Origin of the sequence: Mycobacterium sp. SP-6446, assembly GCF_001954045.1 — a bacterium.
Classification (GTDB): Bacteria; Actinomycetota; Actinomycetes; order Mycobacteriales; family Mycobacteriaceae; genus Mycobacterium.
This window is the reverse complement of sequence record NZ_MBEM01000232.1, coordinates 1-17,520: the sequence shown is the minus strand read 5'-3', so window position 1 is coordinate 17,520 and position 17,520 is coordinate 1. Positions and strand designations below refer to the sequence as shown.

The following is a 17,520-nucleotide window of genomic DNA, read 5'->3' as shown; positions in this document are numbered from 1 at the left end:
ACGTTATGCCTGCTCTGCGCTTTTCGGAAGGGTCTTTAGGCCCCGCTGCTCGCTCTGGCGGCGTGCCGCCAACGCACCCGCGATCGAGGTGGAGGCGATCGTCAGCAGCGCACCGAACATCAATGCCGACGCTTCCCCGGCGACGAGGAGGTGTTCCTCCGTACCGATGGTTGCCGCGGCCACCGGTACGCCGAGCTGCGCCGCCGACATCACCGCGAGTGTCACCGGCTGGCCGAGCAGCCTTCCGGCGCAGTGCGCGATCACGGCCCCCAACCCGAGACCTACGCCCAGCAAGATCAGTTTCGGGTGCGCGCCCAGCTCGCGCACCTGCAACGAGGCGCCCAGCCAAACGAAGAACAGCGGGCTGAAGAAACCCTCGGTGATGCCGAAAAGCTGACGCGCCAGTCGATGCGGCTCGCCGACCGAGGCGATCACCAACCCCAACGCGAAACCTGCGAGCATGATCGACACATGGGTGCCGGCGGCCAGCGCCGCCAACGCGAACAGCAGGATCAGGTTGGTCCGCAATTCCAGCGCGAACCGAGATTTCTCGGAATAGTCGTGCATGCGCGTGCGCCAGCCCCGGCGGTCGACCGCGCGCAGCAGCACAAAGAGCAGCACCGCACACCCCGCGATGGCGAGTCCACCCAGCGCCGCCGTTGGCGCTCGACGGACGTCGATCACCAAGGGCAGCAACACGATACACGCGGCATCCGCGATCGCGATCTGCACAGTCACGGACAGCACGTGGGGCCCCCGCAACCGCAGCGAGTCGATCACCGGCAAGGCGAGCGCCGCTGACGACGAAGCCATCAGAACCGCATAGAGCGCCGCGTGACCGGTGCCGAACACGGCCGCTATCCCCACGCCGAGCGCTGCGGCAACCGCACCGACGAGAGCCGCCCGCGCCAGCGCCCGCGGCACCGCCGGGCGCATGTCGGGGTCGCGGATCGGAACATGGGTGCCCACGACGAACATCACCAGAGCGAAGCCGATATTCGCGAACAACTGAAACGTCGGGTTGGCGGCATTAAGGACGCCGAAACCGGTCTTGCCCAAGACGAGGCCCGCGATCAGCTCACCGATGACGACCGGAATTCGCAAGTGCGACAGTGACGCCAGCAGTGGACCGGCAAAGCCCACGGCGGTCAACAACGCCAGCGTGGCGAAGCCGAACCCGTGCATGCTGGGACACTACCGCGCCCCGCTGGGTCAGTTCACGATGTCGAAGACTGCCGCGGCGGAGGTAATGGCCTTGTCGGCGTTTCCTTCGTCGTGCAGAAGCATGCGCACGCCGATGCGTCCCGGTCCCCCGACGTGCGCGGTGCCCTGCACCCGGAACGGGCCGACCTTGCCGCGTGACATGAACATGACGTGCCAGCTGATTACCTGAACCTTGCGTGTTCCGGCGATGTCCGCGGCGAGGTCGGTCGCCGCGGTCTCGAGGACGACGTGCTGGGGCCCGATGTGCAGGGCGGCGTCCGGTGAGGCGAGCTCGGCACTGAGCGCGGGCAGCACCCAGTGACCGTCGTCGCGCTTGCTGGCGCCGAAGGCTTGCCACAGCGGCGGTAGGTCGGGCGAGTCCTCGACGACCAGCTCGGTGCCCGAGACATCCATCTTGTCCAGGCCTTCGGGCGGTACGCCGATGATCGCTCCCTGTCCCTCGTTGAACGCGATCACCCGGTCTGGGTTGTCGGCGTCGACGATCTTGCAGCGCCCGTAGCCCATGGTCCGGCCCTGATGCACGATGCCGGAGCCGACGATCTCGATTCTCGTCACGTCGTAACCGGGATCGATGATCTGTACCGACGCGATGACCGGGTTGGGCACCGCGACCATGTCGGTCTGGCACCCCTCCGGTGACGAAATGGCAAGCGGCGCAACCATGATTCCACCGGCATCGTTGCGCATGTCGCGGCGGATGGTCACGGTGTCATCGGTCTCACCCACGTTCATCGACGAGTGGTTGCGCCCGATGTAGCGGTAGCTGAGCAGGCCGGTCCAGCGGCGGTACAGCTCGTCGCGGTATGCATCGGTGTCGTTGGTCAACTCTCGGATGTCGCGAAGTTGGTCGCTCACAGTCGCTTGCCTTCCTAAGCTTTGCTCCGCCGCACCTGTTTGAACGGGACACCGCGATCGGCTGCGTACTCGCGCGGAAAGTTCAAGACCCGCTCGCCGATCACGTTGCGCGCCATCTCGGTGGTGCCGCCGCCGATGCTGGCGATCTGACGGCCCAGGTAGCGCGTGCCGACGTCGAGCAGCTGAGCCTCGTCCTCGACCGCGCCCGACGAACCCGCGACCGAGTGGGCGGTGTCGGTCTCGACATTGTGAACCTCGGCCATGTAGAGCCTGATGATCGACCCGGCGGCCGCGGGCAGGGATCCATCGGCCACGGCGTGGAAAACGTGCTCACTGAGCTGACCGTGCACAGCCCGGTGGACAAGGGCCCGGCCGACCATCTCCTTGACGCGTTCGCTGTCGCCCTGATTGGTCCTGTCGACCAACGACATCAGGTCGATCGAAACATCTTCGGCCTCAGCGATTCCCGGCCCGGTGGTGTACTCCGAACCGTCGCCCATGGTTCTGCGCTCGTGGTAAAGCTGGCGCGACGCCACCTCCCATCCTTTGCCCGGCTCCCCGACGACGGCGTCGTCGCCGACGTCGACGTCGTCGAGAAACTCCTCGCAGAATTCCACCGATCCGTTGACCTGGCGGATGCGGTTGATGGTTATCCCGGGATGTTTAAGCGGCACCAGGAACATCGTCAGCCCGTCGTGCTTGGGTACGTCCCAATCGGTACGGGCCAGGCACAGGCCGTAGTCGGCGGCGAATGCCCAGGTGCTCCAGGTCTTGGCGCCGTTGATGATCCATCTACCGTCGCGCCGCTCGGCGCGGGTGATCACGCCCGCCAGGTCCGAGCCGCCGCTAGGTTCCGATAGCAACTGCACGAGAACCTCGTCGCCTCGCAGCGCCGCTGGGATGTGGGCGAGCTTCTGTTCCTCGCTTCCCATGTCGAGGATCGTCGCGCAGCAAATGGCGAACGACGGCACGTTAAGCAGGATCGGGATCTCGTACGCCAGTGACTCGGCGTCGAATGCCTTCTTGTACTGGTAGCTCAGTCCGAGCCCGCCATACTCCCGGGGGAAACAGATTCCGGCGAATCCCCCGTCGTACAAGGTCTTTTGCAGCTCCCGGGCTCGCCGCCAGGATTTCTCTGCGTCACGCTCGAGAAGCGCCGCCTCGCCCGGGTCGAGGCGCGGCATGTTCTCGGCCAGCCAGGTCCTGGCCCGGCTCCGAAATTCTTCGACGGACTCGGAAGTCAGCGGCGTGGCCTCTCAATCGAGCATTGGTGCTGAGCGACTGTACAGCACGGGTGCAGGGCTGTACAGGCCGGCTACGCCGTGTTCAGGTCTACCGCGGCACGGATCAGTGCCGTCAACGCCTTGTCGTCGACCTTGTCGCCCTCATGGAAGTCGATCGCGCGCCGGGTGTTGCCGTCGAGGCTGGAGTTGAAGAGGCCCGCGGGATCCGGCAGCGAGGCGCCCTTGGCGAAGGTCATCTTCACGACGTTCTTGTACGTCTCACCGGTGCAGATCATCCCGTCGTGATACCAAACCGGGACGCCGCGCCACTTCCACTCCTCGACGACGTCGGGATCGGCCTGCTTGATCAATTTTCTGATGTGGGCGAGGGTTTCACCCCGCCAGTCACCGAGTTCCTCGATTCTGGCGTCGATCAGTTTGGAGGGAGAGTCCGCCATATTGCCATGCCTTTCTGATGCCGGTCACCAAACCTCTACCACGCCTACCACACTGGTTTCCCCGGGGCGCCACCATTTGTCGTGCCCACCTCACAGCGACAACCTGCATCACCGATGGAGTTGTCGCTGTGAAGGCGGGCACATTGTCGGTCCCCCGCGCATCGATACCCGTGGGGACATGTTAGTCGCGAAGCGAAAAATGCGGCGGCCGCATCCGGCGATGCCTTTGGTAGAGCTGGTGCGGCGCAACATGACTCGCGCGTCCGCGCCGGCGGTGACAAGCTGCCGAGTGACATGCGACCCCAGAAACCGCTGGCGCCGATCACCAGCTTCTTGTCGCCACCCACTAGCGGTCGATCCAGCCCATCTGCGCCTCGGCGTGGTGACCGCCGACGGCCGGTGTTAGTCGATCGAGCCTGGCCAGCTGGTCGGGGGCGAGCTCGACCGTGTCCGCGGCGGCGTTCTCCTCGAGACGTGCCACCCGTTTGGTCCCCGGAATCGGCACGATGTCGGGGCCTTTCGCGAGCAGCCAGGCCAATGCGACCTGAGCCGGAGTGGCGCCGACGTCGGCGCTGATATCGCGCAACTCGTCGGCGCTGTTGAGGTTGTGCTGGAAATTCTCGTCGAAGAATCGGGGGTTGGTCTTGCGGTAGTCGCTGTCGGGCAGCTCCTCGGTGGAGCGGATCGCGCCGGTGAGGAAGCCGCGGCCCAGCGGCGAGTACGCGACGAATCCGATGCCCAGTTCGCGCAGGACGTCGAGCACTCCCTCTTCGGGGTCGCGGGTCCACAGCGAATATTCGGATTGCACGGCGGTCAGGGGATGCACGGCGTGCGCGCGGCGGATGGTGTTCACGCCGACTTCGGAAAGCCCGATGTACCGGATCTTTCCGGCGGTCACCAGCTCGGCCAACGCACCGATCGTGTCTTCGATCGGGGTGCCGCGATCGAGGCGGTGTTGGTAGTACAGGTCGATGTGGTCGGTCCCCAGCCGTTGCAGGGAACCATCCACGGCGATGCGGATATTGGCGGGGCTGCTGTCCAGGCCGTCGCGGCCGGTGTGCGAGATCAGGCCGAACTTGGTGGCCAGCACAACTTGATCTCGCCTGCCCGACAGCCCGCGTGCGACGAGTTCCTCGTTGACGTAAGGGCCGTAGACCTCGGCGGTGTCGATCAGTGTGACGCCGAGATCGATGGCGCGGTGAATCGTCCGGATGGACTCGGCGTCGTCAAAGCCCCCGATCGAATAGGCGGCGGACATGCCCATCGCACCCAACCCGATACGGCCGACCCGCAAGTCGCCGAGCTGAGCCTGTTCCACACATTCTCCTGTCATTCGGCCGGGTACCGTGGCGCTGTGCACCGCGTCGAGCTTCCCGCGATCTGATGGACCACGCAAACACCGCGCGACCCACCCGCAACCTGGCGGTGGATTTCTACCGGGTCTCCGGCGTCGTCCTGATTGTGCTCGGGCACTGGCTGGCCGGATCGGTGACCTACCACGACGGGCAGTTCGGCCGGCAGAACCCACTCGTCGACATGCCCTGGACGCAGTGGCTGACCTGGCCGTTCCAGGCGGTCCCGACGTTCTTCCTGGCGGCCGGCTACGCCGGCGCGGTGTCCTGGGCGCATCGCCACGACTCCGACGGTATGCCCCGTCCGATCTGGCTTAGGCACCGGCTGGCCCGGGTTCTGGGGCCGACGGCGATCTATGCCGCGCTGGTGTCGGCGATCGTCGTGGTCGCGGACGCCAACCACGTCGCGGGCTCCGTGCTGGAATACGCGGGCTGGGCGGTGGCCATGCATTTGTGGTTCCTCGCTGTGTACGTGATAGTGGTCTCGCTGACGCCGATTGCCATTGCGGCACAACGCCGTTGGGGTCTTCGGGTACCGGCGGCACTCGCGGTGGGAATCGCGGCGGTGGACGCCATATCGATCGGCGGTCACATACCGTACGTCGGCTGGCTCAACTACCTGTTGGCTTGGGGAGCGCTGTACCAACTTGGAATCAGTTGGCACGCCCGGCAATTGAGCACTCGCGGAGCCGCGGCGCTCGGAGCCGGGTCGGCGGTCGCGCTCGCCCTGCTGATTTTGCTGAAACTTTATCCGGTGAGCATGATCGGCGTTCCCGGGCAGACCATCGACAATACGACGCCGCCCACCGTGGCGCTGCTCGCGTTCGGCTGCGCGCAGACGGGCGTGGCAATGGCCCTTGCGCCCGTGCTCAATCGGGCGTTGCGCGCCGGCCCTGTCCGCCGCGTGCTGTCGATAGCCAACAACAATGTGATGGCGCTGTACCTGTGGCACATGATCCCCGTCGTGATCGTCGCGGTCGTCGGCTATCCGACCGGACTGTTGCCGCAGCCGCCCGAAGGAACGGCCGACTGGTGGCTCGCCCGGTTGGAATGGGTGGTCATCCTCGGCCTGGTGACCGCCGTCGAGCTGGTGCTGCTGTGGTGGGGACGGCGGCTTTTCGCCGCCCCGCTCCCGACATTCGGGATACCGCTTCCGGATCGAGGCGGCGAACCGATCATGCTGGCCGGTGCCGCCATGGCCGCATATGGCCTGGCGTTCGTCGCGGCGCAGGGTTTCGCCCCCGATGGGCACCTGCCGTGGGTGACCGCGCTGATCTTCGCCGTCGGGGTCACCCTGGTCGCGCTTCGACCCGCGAAAGTCGGACTGCAGTCGGTGGATTCCGCTCGCTAGGCCTCGGCGAACGTGTCCTCGGGCAGCGGGCGTTGGCACACGGCGCGCGCCTCCTTGGCGCTCAACCCGAAGAGGCGCAGCACATTTTCGGTAACCGTGTCGGCGGCACGTGCGTCGTCACGTTCCGGGTCGTCACGCAACAGTTTTCCAAGTCCGAGCAGTGCGCCGCCGGCCATGGCGAGGGCCAGTTCGGGATCGTCGATGTGGAACCTGCCCGCGTCGACGCCGGCTTTGATGTCGCGTAATGCCCGCGGCGCCAGGCCGCGATCAGACGACAACAGTGCCGGCACGCTGGCCAACAAGATCTCGCTCTCCTGAGGGCGCTGACGGAAGAGCCGCCCGGTCAGCCGGAAGCTGGCGGCGAATGTTTCGGCGGGGTCGTCGATCGACGCGGTGAGCCGGTCCAGCATCGCCCCATGTGCGTCGAGTACGTCGGCGACTGCGGCGTCGAACAGCTGCTCCTTGCTGTCGAAGTGGTTGTAGAAGGAACCCATGCCGACGTCGGCGGCCTGGGTGATCTCCAAGACCGGCACGTTGACCCGCCCTTCGGCGATGAACCGCTGCGCGGCCTTGACCAGCGCCGCCCTGGTGCGTTGCTTACGCCGCTCCAGGCGATTGGGCGACTCGGAATCGTCGGGCATCGCGCTCATGGGTAGAAGTATGCATCACTTTTGAGGATTTCGTCAGAAGTCTTGACTGAACATTGACTCGTATGTGACGATTTCGTCAGTTAAAGGATGGTCAATGATGCAGACGCAAGGCGCCCACCGGGACCTGCACAGTGAGCAGGGCGCACTACCCGGCGAACACCCCGGCCGCTCGCGCAACCCGGTGATCAAAATCGCCGACATTGCGTGGCTGGAATTCGAGAAGCCCGACCTGACGCGCGCCGAGGCGTTCGCGCGGGCCTTCGGCTTTCACTCCGTACACGCCGGTCCTGACGAGGTTCAGCTGCGCGGCACCGATGCGGGCGCACCGTGTGTGGTCGTGCGCCGTGGGCAGCGGACGCGATTCACCGGCGCGGCGTTTCGGGCCCTCGACGAGGCCGACGTGCTGCGGCTGGCCGACAAATCCGGCGCCCCCGCGCGGCCGCTGCCGGAAAGCATCGGCGGGGTGTCCGTCGACCTCATCGATCCCAGCGGCATGCCCGTGCGGGTCGTCGCAGGCATGCACGAACTACCGGAGCTCGTCGGCCAGCCGCCGCACGTGTTCAACTTCGGGCACGACGTGCAGCGCACCAACGCCGGTCAACGCCCCCCGCGGGTTCCCGCTCGGGTGCAGCGCCTGGGTCATCTGGTGGTGCAGTCGACCAAGTACCTCCAGACGTTGAACTGGTATCTGGACAACCTCGGCATGATCGTTAGCGACTTCCTGTTCTTCCCCGGCCAACGCGGACGCGGGCCGGCCATGAGCTTCATCCGCTGCGACCGGGGTTCCATACCGGCCGATCACCACACGCTGGCGCTTGCGCTGGGTCCGGCCAACCGCTACGTGCACTCGGCCTACCAAGTCAGCGACCTCGACGCCCTGGCGGCCGGCGGCGAATACCTCAGGGAGCGCGGCTATTTCCGGTCCTGGGGCATCGGCAGGCACATCCAGGGGAGCCAGATCTTCGACTACTGGCGCGATCCCGACGGCTTCCTGGTCGAGCACTTCGCCGACGGCGACATGTTCGACAACACCCTCGAACCGGGGTGGGCGCCCTTCACCGCGTCCGGATTGGCCCAGTGGGGCCCGCCAGTGAGCCGAGATTTCCTCGGGACCGGGATCAAATCGGCTCGCCACGAACTGGTTTCGATGTTCTCCGCGCTTCGCGACAGCAACGAGTTCGACGTCAATCGCCTCTTTGGCCTCCTGAAAGTACCCACCTCATGACCGTCGCCGTCCTGCACACCGCCGACGCGTGGTGGCGCAAAACGCCGAACGGCGCGGTGAAAATCGACACCGCCGCGACCACGACCGCGCAGCTGCTGGCCGACCGCGCCGCGATCGATGCGGCCGCCGCCAGCGCGGACACAGTCGCCGTCGACAGCCTCAAGCTGATCTCGCCGGTGACCAGGCCCTGCCGAGTTGTGGCCCAGATGACCAACTTTGCGTCGCATGTCAAGGATGCGGGCATGGACCCGGCGACGGTTCCGCTGACCTTCTTTCGCAAGGCATCGGCGTCGATCAACGGGCCGTTCGACGACATCGTGAAACCAGCACACGTGAAGCTGCTCGACTACGAGGTGGAGATCGGGCTGGTGATCGGGCGCGCAATCCCGGTCGGCACAACTATTTCCGAGGCCAACCTCGCCGAATTCATCGCCGGACTGGTTGTGACCAACGACGTTTCCGCCCGCGACATTCAGCTTCCGCAGACGCAGTTCTACGAAGCCAAGTCCTATCCGACGTTCACCCCGGTCGGGCCGGAGTTGGTGCTACTGACCGCCGACGAGCTCAACCGGTTCGGCGAGCTGCGGCTGCGCCTGAGCGTCAGCGGCGAGGAGCGGCAGAACGCCCTCGTCGACGGGGACATGCTGTATCGACCACTGCAGGCGCTGCAGTCGCTCACCCAATTTCAGGAGCTCGCCGCCGGCGACCTCATCCTCACCGGCACGCCAGTCGGCACCGCGCTGAGTGCCCCGCCCAAGCCGGTGGAGATCATCGGAAACTTGTTGCCGCCCGCGATCAAGTGGAAGGCATTTTTCAAACGTCAGGCCGGCAACCCGAAATATCTGGGGCACGGCGACATCGTGGAGGCGTCCGTGTCCACCGATGACGGGGCGATCGACCTCGGGACGCAGCGCAGCGCTGTTCGATTCGCGTGACCGACAAGGCCGTTCGGCACGTTCCGGTTGTCATCGTCGGCGCCGGGCCGACCGGCGTCACCGCCGCCACGCTGCTGGCGCAATACGGCGTGGAATGCCTCGTCCTGGACCGCTGGCCTGGCGTATACCCGCAACCCCGCGCCGTGCACCTGGACGACGAAATCTACCGAGTCATAGCCCGTTTGGGGATTGCTGACGAGTTCGCGGCGATTTCACGGCCCACGCTGGGGCTGCGATTGCTGGACAATCGATTCAGGGTGCTCGCCGAGTTCAACCGCGACACGTCGCGTAGCCGCAACGGCTTCCCGCAGGCCAACATGTTCGACCAGCCCGAGTTGGAGGCCCTGCTGCGGGCAAACCTCGAGCGGTTTCCGAACGCGCAATTGCGCGGCGACACCGAAGTGACCGAAGTGACGGACAACGGAAAGTACGTGCGGGTCACGTTCGCCGACCGCTCCGATGGCCAGGTTCACCACGTCGACGCCGCGTATCTGCTGGGCTGCGACGGCGCCAACAGCATGGTGCGGGCCCAGATCGGCTCGGTCGTGCGCGATTTGAAGTTCGAACAGCGCTGGCTCGTCGCCGACGTCGCCGCCGCGGCCGACCTGCACCAGTGGGAGGGCGTGCATCAAGTCTGCGACCCGGTTCGCGCGGGAACATACATGCGCATCGGGACGGCGCGGTACCGCTGGGAGTTCCAGTTGCTATCCGGCGAAAGCGCTGAGGACTTCGACACCGTGAAGACGTTGCGGCCACTGATCGCGCCCTGGACCGCCGACGTCGACGACGGCGACCTGACCCTGCTGCGCATCACCGAGTACACCTTCCGCGCCCAAATTGCCGATCGGTGGCGCCGCGGCAACATCTTCATCCTGGGCGACGCGGCACACCTCACTCCCCCATTCATCGGCCAGGGCATGGGCGCGGGGTTGCGAGATGCCATGAACCTCGCTTGGAAGATCGCCGGGGTCGTAAACGGCACGCTCGCGGCGGACGTCCTGGACAGCTACGAACAGGAGCGTAAACCGCACGCCCGGGCCATGATTCGGCTGGCGCTCACCGTCGGTCGATCGATGACCGGCGGCGGGCGGCTGGGCAACCTGGTGCGTCGCATGGTGTTACCCCGGCTGCGGCTAGTCCCGGGTCTGCGCGAGAAGGTCGTCGACTCCACCACGCCGGCATTGCACTCATCCGCCCTGGTGCGCAAGGCTCGCCGGCCGGGCGAGCTGGCCGGCACGCTGTGCCCGAATCCCGTTCTGCCCGATGGTCATCGGCTCGACGACGCCGTTGGTGCCGGTTTTGGCATGATCGCGTCCGCTCCGCCGGGCGATCAGGTAGCAGCGTCGCTGCGGCAACGCGGGGTCGCGGTGGTGATCGCTCAACCCGGCGGCGTGCTCGCGACGTGGCTGCGGCGTGGGCATGCCACCGCGGCCATCGTCCGTCCCGACCGAACGGTCATGCGCGCCGGGCGTGACGTTGCCGCGCTGTGCGCATGGACGCTCACGACGGTCGGGCGACGATCAAGGGCCTCCGAACCGAATGCAGGACTGCGTTGCTGACCGAGCCCAGCATGCCGGCCAATCCGCCGCGGCCGTGGCTACCCACGACCACAAGCTGAGCGGATTCCGACTTCTCAACGAGTTGTCGCGCCGGCCGGTCACGCACCACCAGCCGGTGCACCGCCACGTCGGGATAGCGTTCCTGCCAACCGGCCAGGTTTTCGGCGAGGCTGCGTTCCGCCTCGGCTTCCACGCTCGCCCAATCCATTCCGGCGACGTCCAACACGGCAACGTCGCTCCATGCCTGCAGGGCCATCAGGTCGACGCCCCGGCGAGACGCCTCGTCGAACGCGATCGCCGTCGCGAGTTCCGAGGCCGGCGAGCCGTCGATGCCCACCAGCACGGGGGCGTGCTGGGGGTCAGGCATCAACTGATCTTCGTCGCGGATAACCGCGACGGGACAATTCGCGTGGCGAACCACGGCCGAACTGACCGATCCGAGCACGCCGCGGGCCAGCAATCCGCGCCCGGAATTGCCCACGACGACCATCTCCGCCTCATCCGACATCTTGATCAGCGCGGGCACCGGGGCCGAATACACCAACTCCCGGTTGATCGTGACCTTGCGGTCCGCGGGCATCGAATCTTCGGCGATTTTGGCCGCGTGCATGACGGCCCTTTTGCCCTCGTCCTCCAGCCCCACGGCCAACGACTCGGGGTATGGAACCGGCGGCCAGCTCACGGTGGGCGTCACCACCGCATGCACCAACGTCAGGGAAACATTCCTTAGCGCGGCGTCACGGGCCGCCCAGCACGCGGCGGCGTTCGATGCGGGTGAACCGTCGACCGCGACGACGATGCCGCGCGGTTTCACGGGTGCGGACATTTCGTGCTCCTCTCGTCACGAGCGACGCTATAGACCGAAGTAGGTGCCGGGCGTGAGGCTTTAGTCCTCAACGACGGGGACAAAGGGCTTCCGTGGCCGATACCGTTGCCAGTGACACGAGGGGAACCGGATGGAACACCGCGAGCAGTCCACCGACGGCCTGTTGCAGGAGCTGTTGTGGACCTACGGGCCGTGCGGGCAGGAAGACGCGGTGCGCGAGGTGTGCGCCCGCGAACTCCGCCCCGTCGTCGACGACATGTGGACCGATGACGCCGGCAACCTGGTCGGCTACCTCGCCGCCACCGAGGGCCTCCCCGAAGGCGCGGCACACCGGACCGCCACGACGGCGGGGCCGGGCACCGCGACGCGGGTCATGGCGCACATGGACGAGTTGTCCATGATCGTCAAGCGCATCGAGTCCGACGGCACGCTGCACGTGACGCAATTGGGGACGATGTATCCCGGCAACTTCGGGCTTGGCCCGGTCGCCGTGCTCGGCGACCACGAGACGTTCACCGCGGTGCTGACGCTCGGGTCCGAGCACACCACGAAGGAGAGCCCGCGGATCTGGGAGACCAAACCCGATCAAGGCGACAAGGCACTCGACTGGCAGCACGTGTACATCTTCACCGGGCGCAGTCCCGATGAGCTGGATGCCGCGGGGGTGCACGCCGGCACCCGCGTGTGCGTGGAGCGAAGCAAGAGGACGCTGGTCGAGATCGGGGACTACGTCGGTTGCTACTTCCTCGACGACCGCGCCGCGGTCACCGCCCTGCTGCACGCCGCCCGCCTGCTGCGCGATCGCAGCCAACGACCCGCCCACGACGCCTATCTCGTGTTCACCACCAACGAGGAGATCGGTGGCGTGGGCGGCTCCTACGCCAGCGCGTCACTGCCCGGCACCCTCACACTCGCCCTCGAGGTCGGGCCTACCGAGCAGGAGTACGGGACGAGCGTCGCCGGCGGTCCGATCGTCGGATACAGCGATGCCTTGTGTGTTTACGACAAGGACGTTGCCGACCGGCTGATGAGGATCGCCGCCGACCGGGAACTGGAGCCCCAGGCGGCCGCGCTGGGCGCATTCGAATCGGACGCCTCCCACGCGAAGGCCAACGGGCTGACACCGCGAGCGGGGCTGCTGTGCCTGCCCACGCTGAGCACTCACGGTTTCGAAGTCGTGCGGCGCGATGCCATCGGCGACATGGCTGCGATCGTCGTCGACTTCCTGCTGCAGCCGTGAATGTTGTTCAGCTGAACAGGCTTTGGGCGATGTAGTGCCCTTCGGCGGGCGCCGGTGGCACCGCGAAGATCGCCGAGCCGATGTGGCGGATGTACTCGTTGAGAAGGTCGTTGGCCCCGAGACGGTTCTGTAGCCGGATGAAATGCTGTGGATCGTTCTGATAGGAGACGAACAACAAACCGGCGTTGAGTTGGCCGTTGGCGTCGAGGCCGTCGGTGTAGTTGTAGGACCGCCGGCGGATCATGATGCCGTCGTTGTTTTCCCGGGCGGCCAGACCGATGTGCGACCGCGGGTCGATGAGCGGATCGCCGTCGGCGCCCTTGGCGCTGAAATTCGGCGTGTCGAACTCGGTCTTGCCGCTGAGCGGCGCGCCCTCCTCCTTGGTACGGCCGAAGATCTTCTGCTGATTACCGACGCGGTCGACGTCCCAGGTCTCCATCAGCATCCGGATTTTGCGGACGACCTGATACGTTCCCCCGTTCATCCAGGCCTGGTCGCTGTTGTCCACCCAGACGAACCGGTCGTACTCCGCCTGGGTGGTAATGTTGCGAGTACCGTCCTTGAATCCCAACAGGTTTCGCGGCGTGTGCTGGCCGGGGCCGGCCGAGGCTCGTCCGAACCCCAGCACCGCCCAGAACGGCGACACGATGTTGCGCCCGAGGCGGGCGAGGTTGCGCACGGCGTGGTAGCAGACCTGCGGGTCGTCGGCGCAGGCTTGCACTGACAGGTCGCCCCCATGCAGGCGGGGATCCAGGTTGTCGCCGTTGAGCGGGGGCAGGTCGGTGAACACGGCGGGACGCCGCGTGGCCAGCCCGAAGCGTTCCCCGAACAGGGACGGCCCCAAGCCGACGGTGACGGTGAGGCTGGCCGGGCTGAGCCCGAACGCCTCCCCGGTGTCGGTGGGCGGCTGCACCTCGACCTGGGGCTGCACGGTGCCGACGGGATTGCCCTGCTGCAGGACCGCCGCGGCGGCCGACCAGCGCGCCAGCAGGCTTTGCAGATCTCGACGGCTGGCGCTGTCGGCCAATGAGAAGGACATGAACACCGCGTAACGCTGTGGGAGCGTGGCGATTCCGCCTTGGTGAGCCTGGCCGTAGAAGGGATAGCTGCGGCGTAGGTCGACGGTGTCGTTGTCGTCGTCGCGCTGCGTGGCCGCGGTCGCGTAGCCGGCGAACCCGCCGCCGACAGCGCCGACCGCGGTGCCGGTGAGCCCGGCCAACATGGCGCCGCCCAGCATCCGCCGGCGCGATACGCCGCTGTTGTCCACCGGCGACTCCACGTCACTGCCCGCCGCGGAGGCGGATTCGGCTTGCTCGTCGTCCGCCATGGTCAGCCCGCCGAGACGACTTTTTGGGCGACGGTGGACAAGCTCTGGTGCAGCGGCTGGGTCACCGCGGTGAGTTTGGTTGCGTCGCCAGCCCGCAGCGCCGGTGTGTACGTGCTATAGCCGCCCAACGCGGACGGGTCGCGATAGCCGTCCAAGACGTTGCGCACCGCCTGGAACTGCTGATCGATCTGGTTGACCAGATTGGCGTCGATCTTCTCCAGACCCGGCCGCAGCGACGCGTAGGCCTGTTGAGCGCCTTCGACGTTGCCCGAGAAATCGACCAGGTCGATGTGGCTGAAGGCCTCCTCCTCGCCGGTGATCTTGGTGTTCTGCACCTCTTCGATGAGGTCGCTGGCGCCGTTGGCCAAATCCTCGGGCTTGTATTGGAGCGTGGCGACCGTCGTGTTCAATTTGCTTACGTTGCCGACCAATTCGGTGCTGAACGCCTTTGTGCCCGGGGTGATCGCGCCGCCCTGCCACAGGTCGCGTTCGATGGCGTGGAAGCCCTTCCATCCGACTTTGGCGTCGACCGGGGTCGACTCACGCATGTCGATCAGATAGTCGAGGTTGCCGGCGTTGTCGCCGACGGCAAAGCCCGGCAGGACGAAGCCCTCCACGCTGGCTTCCGATCGCTCCCAGAACAGTCGCGCCTTGGCGTACGCCGCTTTCGCGGCATCGACGTTGCCCGATTGCACTGCGGCGTCGAGTGCCTTCACGCCGTCGCCGAGTTGACCGATCTGGCTGACGATGTAGGCGGCGTAGTCCTTGGTGCCCTGGCTGAGGATGGTTGCCACCGTCCCCGTCGGTGTCGCCGGCGCTTGGCCCGTCACCGTCAGGGTTTGATATTCGGCGCTGGCGCCGGGGCAATACAGCTGATAGGAGCCGCCGTCCAGCGTGATGGTGAACGACACCGGATCCAGGCCGGGAGCGAGGTTTTCCTTTTCGCCCACGATGCGCTGGTCCCTGAGTAACTCCATTTCGGTGATCCCCGGCGCGCCGGTGTTGACCACCGTGAAGGTGACCGGCCCGGCGGGCACGCTGGTGGTGTCCAGCGCACAGCCGTCCTTGCCGCCATTGTTGGCCATCGTCACCTTGACCGCGTTCTTGCCGCCAGGTTGCCCCGGTTTCGCGGGGCTCGAGCTGCCGCTCGAGTGGCCACACGCGGTCGCGAAGAACAGCGAGGCCGCGAGGGCGAGCAAAGCCGGTGCGGTCAGCAAGAATTCACGAGACCGGCACCGTGCCCGGACGGTGTGATTCACCATCGATGGATCTCCTCTCCCCTTCGGTTCCGGCGCGGTCACTGCGTCCCGAAACTATTGCGCCCAGCGCGCACGCCACCGCGAATGCGCCCAGCACCAGCGGAAGCCAGACTTTCCAGAGTTGCCGCTCGTCGCGCTCACGCGCGGCGGCCGAGATGCGCGCCGCCATCGCCTGGTCTTCGGCGCCGGCGGTGGACCAATCGGTGGGCAGCGCGCCGACGCTGACGGTCTTCGGGCCGGCGAGCCCGCCGCCGGTGAGCACGGCGGTGCGATTGCTGGCCGCTTGGGCGCTAACGACCGAATCACCTTGGGCCAGAACCGTATACACGGTGCTGGCGGCCCACTGCGCACGGAAGGGGCCTGGGGTACGGGCCAGTGTCACACCCACGGGCAGCCGCCCGCCGGTCAGGCTCGACAACTCTTCCAGTGTGACCGTCGGGGGGCTGGGGCCGGGGTCGGCGGGAACCGTCGCCTGCCACGCCTGCACCGTGACCCCGCCCACGGTTTGGACGCCTGCCGCGGCGAGTTCGACGCTGCGGGGATGTTCCTGGCCCGTGATTGCCAGCGAACGGCCGTCGGGTTTGGACAGCAGCGACACGCTCGCGGTGTGACCGAGACGGTCGGTGACGGCGCGGGTCCGCGATCCGGCGGCGGAGCCCCCCGCGGGCATCGCGATCGCCAGCAGCGCCGCGGCGATGAGCAGGGCCGCGGCGGCGGCGGCCAGCAGGCGACGCCGGATTCGGGGCGCGGCGGCGAGCCGGGCCGGCCACAGGAACACGACGAGCACCGGGACCGCATAGAGCAGCCAGCCGAGCACCTCGATCAGCCGGGGATCGGGCGGCAGCCCGAACACCCCGGTGATCAGCGCACCCAGCATGGATTGGCTGGGCATCCAGGCCGAGAAGTCGAACACCTGTTGCTGGCCGATGGTCACCCAGCCGGCCTCGTGCGCGGTGCGCAGGCCCCCCATCACCAATCCGGCGGCGATCAGCACCAAAAACACCCCGGTGACACGGAAGAACCGGCCGAGATTGAGTTTCAAACCACCGAAGTACAGGCCGACGCCGAGCGCGATCGATACCGCGATCCCGGCTGCGCCGCCCAGCACGGAGAACCACCGGTTGCCGTGCGACGTCTCGGCGGCCGCCAGCAGGAACACCGACGTCTCGAAGCCCTCCTTGAGCACGGCGAGAAAGGCCATGACCACCAGCGCCAGCGCGCCGCCCCGGTTGAGCGCCTGACGGGCCTCCCGCTCGAGTTCGCCCTTGAGCCGCGGGGCATTGCGGTTCATCCAGATGATCATCGAGGTCACGAACACCACCGCGATGGCGTTGATGACCGTCTCCATCATTTCTTGTTGCGCCTGCGGCAGGGTCGCCGAAACCAGATCCAAGCCGACGCCAACCGCGACGCTGATCGCCACGGCCAGGCCGACACCGATGAACATCGGGCGCGTCGACTGACCGTTGCGCTTGAGGAAGGCGCCAACGATGCTCACGATGAGCGTCGCCTCCAGACCTTCGCGCAGGCCGATGAGGAACGTGCCTATGAAAACCCCGTATATCCCCTGCATTCACCCGGTTCCTGTCCCGCCATCGGGAGCTCCAAGTTAGCGTAGCCTAACTAACGGCCGGTCGTTAAGCGGGGGGTTTACCTGGCTTTTACGGGCCGACAGGCTGCGTCACGAAGTCGATGAGTTCTTCGACGCGGCTGATCAACGCCGGCTCCAGGTCGTTCCAGTCCCGCACCCGCGAACGGATGCGTCGCCAGGCGTTGGCTATGTCCGCCTGGCTGGCATGGGGCAAGCCGAGCGCCGCACAGGCGCCGTGTTTCCACTCGACGTGCCGCGGCACCGTCGGCCACGCCTGCAGGGCGAGCCGCTGCGGCTTTACCGCCTGCCATATGTCGACGTAGGGGTGCCCGACGACCAGCGTGTGCGGGCCGCCCGGCCCGCGCCGCACCGCGTCGGCGATGCGGGCCTCCTTCGAGCCCGCCACGAGGTGGTCGACGAGCACGCCCAGCCGCCCCGCCCGGCC

At 66.8% G+C, this 17,520-nt stretch carries 16 protein-coding genes and 1 pseudogene; 5 read left to right on the top strand and 12 right to left on the bottom strand.

Annotated elements, in window-relative coordinates; genetic code table 11:
• Nucleotides 1-3 precede the first annotated feature (3 nt).
• The 6 genes and pseudogenes from A5736_RS20560 to A5736_RS20540 all read right to left on the bottom strand — a co-directional run bounded on the left by A5736_RS20560 (nucleotide 4) and on the right by A5736_RS20540 (nucleotide 5,078).
• Nucleotides 4-1,185: a cation:proton antiporter gene (locus A5736_RS20560; protein ID WP_076128112.1), complete on the bottom strand. Its 1,182-nt coding sequence runs from the start codon at nucleotides 1,183-1,185 to the stop codon at nucleotides 4-6.
• Nucleotides 1,186-1,212: 27 nt separating this feature from the next.
• Nucleotides 1,213-2,079 carry a hypothetical protein gene (locus tag A5736_RS20555; protein ID WP_076248266.1) on the bottom strand — a complete coding sequence of 289 codons (867 nt, stop codon included), beginning with the start codon at nucleotides 2,077-2,079 and terminating at the stop codon, nucleotides 1,213-1,215.
• 14 nt (nucleotides 2,080-2,093) lie between these two features.
• Complete coding sequence (locus tag A5736_RS20550; protein WP_076128109.1) at nucleotides 2,094-3,323, bottom strand: acyl-CoA dehydrogenase family protein; 1,230 nt, start codon at nucleotides 3,321-3,323, stop codon at nucleotides 2,094-2,096.
• 71 nt (nucleotides 3,324-3,394) lie between these two features.
• Nucleotides 3,395-3,760 carry a DUF1801 domain-containing protein gene (locus tag A5736_RS20545; protein ID WP_076128107.1) on the bottom strand — a complete coding sequence of 122 codons (366 nt, stop codon included), beginning with the start codon at nucleotides 3,758-3,760 and terminating at the stop codon, nucleotides 3,395-3,397.
• A gap of 219 nt (nucleotides 3,761-3,979) precedes the next feature.
• A pseudogene (locus A5736_RS26920) lies at nucleotides 3,980-4,107 on the bottom strand (NAD-dependent epimerase/dehydratase family protein); the annotation flags it as partial.
• Nucleotides 4,107-5,078 (bottom strand): aldo/keto reductase, encoded by a 972-nt coding sequence (locus tag A5736_RS20540; RefSeq protein WP_076128105.1) that lies wholly within the window; start codon nucleotides 5,076-5,078, stop codon nucleotides 4,107-4,109. The gene A5736_RS20540 and the pseudogene A5736_RS26920, both read right to left, overlap by 1 nt.
• Nucleotides 5,079-5,143: 65 nt before the next feature.
• Between A5736_RS20540 and A5736_RS20535 the strand changes: the two genes are divergently transcribed.
• Entirely contained in the window at nucleotides 5,144-6,463 is a 1,320-nt protein-coding gene (locus tag A5736_RS20535) for an acyltransferase (protein ID WP_076128103.1), read from the top strand.
• Here A5736_RS20535 and A5736_RS20530 read toward each other — a convergent pair.
• Nucleotides 6,460-7,113, bottom strand: coding sequence for a TetR/AcrR family transcriptional regulator (locus tag A5736_RS20530; RefSeq protein ID WP_076128101.1), 654 nt, complete (start codon nucleotides 7,111-7,113; stop codon nucleotides 6,460-6,462). The two genes, A5736_RS20535 and A5736_RS20530, sit on opposite strands and share 4 nt — an antisense overlap.
• Before the next feature lie 97 nt (nucleotides 7,114-7,210).
• Here A5736_RS20530 and A5736_RS20525 point away from each other — a divergent pair, with 97 nt between their 5' ends.
• From A5736_RS20525 to A5736_RS20515, 3 genes are read left to right on the top strand one after another with little or no spacing between them, the layout of a single operon-like run.
• Complete coding sequence (locus A5736_RS20525; protein ID WP_369805161.1) at nucleotides 7,211-8,338, top strand: VOC family protein; 1,128 nt, start codon at nucleotides 7,211-7,213, stop codon at nucleotides 8,336-8,338.
• A complete protein-coding gene (locus tag A5736_RS20520) occupies nucleotides 8,335-9,273 on the top strand; it encodes a fumarylacetoacetate hydrolase family protein (RefSeq protein ID WP_076128096.1) in 939 nt (312 codons plus the stop codon). Before A5736_RS20525 ends, A5736_RS20520 begins: the two co-directional genes overlap by 4 nt.
• The gene (locus A5736_RS20515) at nucleotides 9,270-10,832 is read left to right on the top strand and encodes a bifunctional 3-(3-hydroxy-phenyl)propionate/3-hydroxycinnamic acid hydroxylase (protein WP_076128095.1); all 1,563 of its coding nucleotides are present in this window, start codon (nucleotides 9,270-9,272) and stop codon (nucleotides 10,830-10,832) included. The genes A5736_RS20520 and A5736_RS20515 overlap by 4 nt, the downstream gene beginning before the upstream one ends.
• Here the strand turns inward: A5736_RS20515 and A5736_RS20510 are convergent.
• A complete protein-coding gene (locus tag A5736_RS20510) occupies nucleotides 10,774-11,658 on the bottom strand; it encodes a universal stress protein (protein WP_076128093.1) in 885 nt (294 codons plus the stop codon). The genes A5736_RS20515 and A5736_RS20510 overlap by 59 nt on opposite strands.
• A 130-nt stretch (nucleotides 11,659-11,788) precedes the next feature.
• On the opposite strand from A5736_RS20510, the gene A5736_RS20505 reads away from it, so the two are divergent.
• Complete coding sequence (locus A5736_RS20505) at nucleotides 11,789-12,898, top strand: M42 family metallopeptidase (protein ID WP_076128091.1); 1,110 nt, start codon at nucleotides 11,789-11,791, stop codon at nucleotides 12,896-12,898.
• Between the two features lie 7 nt (nucleotides 12,899-12,905).
• On the opposite strand, the gene efeB is transcribed toward A5736_RS20505, so the two are convergent.
• The 4 genes from efeB to A5736_RS20485 form a co-directional block, all read right to left on the bottom strand.
• On the bottom strand, nucleotides 12,906-14,225 hold the full coding sequence (efeB, locus tag A5736_RS20500; RefSeq protein ID WP_076248264.1) for an iron uptake transporter deferrochelatase/peroxidase subunit: 1,320 nt from the start codon (nucleotides 14,223-14,225) through the stop codon (nucleotides 12,906-12,908).
• A 2-nt stretch (nucleotides 14,226-14,227) separates the two neighbouring features.
• A complete protein-coding gene (gene efeO, locus A5736_RS20495) occupies nucleotides 14,228-15,403 on the bottom strand; it encodes an iron uptake system protein EfeO (protein WP_175611350.1) in 1,176 nt (391 codons plus the stop codon).
• A gap of 43 nt (nucleotides 15,404-15,446) precedes the next feature.
• Nucleotides 15,447-17,057, bottom strand: a complete 1,611-nt coding sequence (gene efeU, locus A5736_RS20490; RefSeq protein WP_076248262.1) for an iron uptake transporter permease EfeU — start codon at nucleotides 17,055-17,057, stop codon at nucleotides 15,447-15,449.
• A gap of 88 nt (nucleotides 17,058-17,145) precedes the next feature.
• The coding region (locus A5736_RS20485; RefSeq protein WP_139333471.1) for a DUF3097 family protein at nucleotides 17,146-17,520 on the bottom strand (375 nt) is incomplete at its 5' end.

Excerpts from the sequence above, each read along its gene's own strand:
- A5736_RS20525 (WP_369805161.1), top strand. The coding sequence starts at position 7,211 with ATGCAGACGCAAGGCGCCCACCGGGACCTGCACAGTGAGCAGGGCGCA.
- efeU (WP_076248262.1), bottom strand. The coding sequence starts at position 17,057 with ATGCAGGGGATATACGGGGTTTTCATAGGCACGTTCCTCATCGGCCTG.
- efeB (WP_076248264.1), bottom strand. The coding sequence starts at position 14,225 with ATGGCGGACGACGAGCAAGCCGAATCCGCCTCCGCGGCGGGCAGTGAC.
- A5736_RS20545 (WP_076128107.1), bottom strand. The coding sequence starts at position 3,760 with ATGGCGGACTCTCCCTCCAAACTGATCGACGCCAGAATCGAGGAACTC.
- A5736_RS20560 (WP_076128112.1), bottom strand. The coding sequence starts at position 1,185 with ATGCACGGGTTCGGCTTCGCCACGCTGGCGTTGTTGACCGCCGTGGGC.
- A5736_RS20520 (WP_076128096.1), top strand. The coding sequence starts at position 8,335 with ATGACCGTCGCCGTCCTGCACACCGCCGACGCGTGGTGGCGCAAAACG.
- A5736_RS20510 (WP_076128093.1), bottom strand. The coding sequence starts at position 11,658 with ATGTCCGCACCCGTGAAACCGCGCGGCATCGTCGTCGCGGTCGACGGT.
- A5736_RS20535 (WP_076128103.1), top strand. The coding sequence starts at position 5,144 with ATGGACCACGCAAACACCGCGCGACCCACCCGCAACCTGGCGGTGGAT.
- A5736_RS20505 (WP_076128091.1), top strand. The coding sequence starts at position 11,789 with ATGGAACACCGCGAGCAGTCCACCGACGGCCTGTTGCAGGAGCTGTTG.
- A5736_RS20530 (WP_076128101.1), bottom strand. The coding sequence starts at position 7,113 with ATGAGCGCGATGCCCGACGATTCCGAGTCGCCCAATCGCCTGGAGCGG.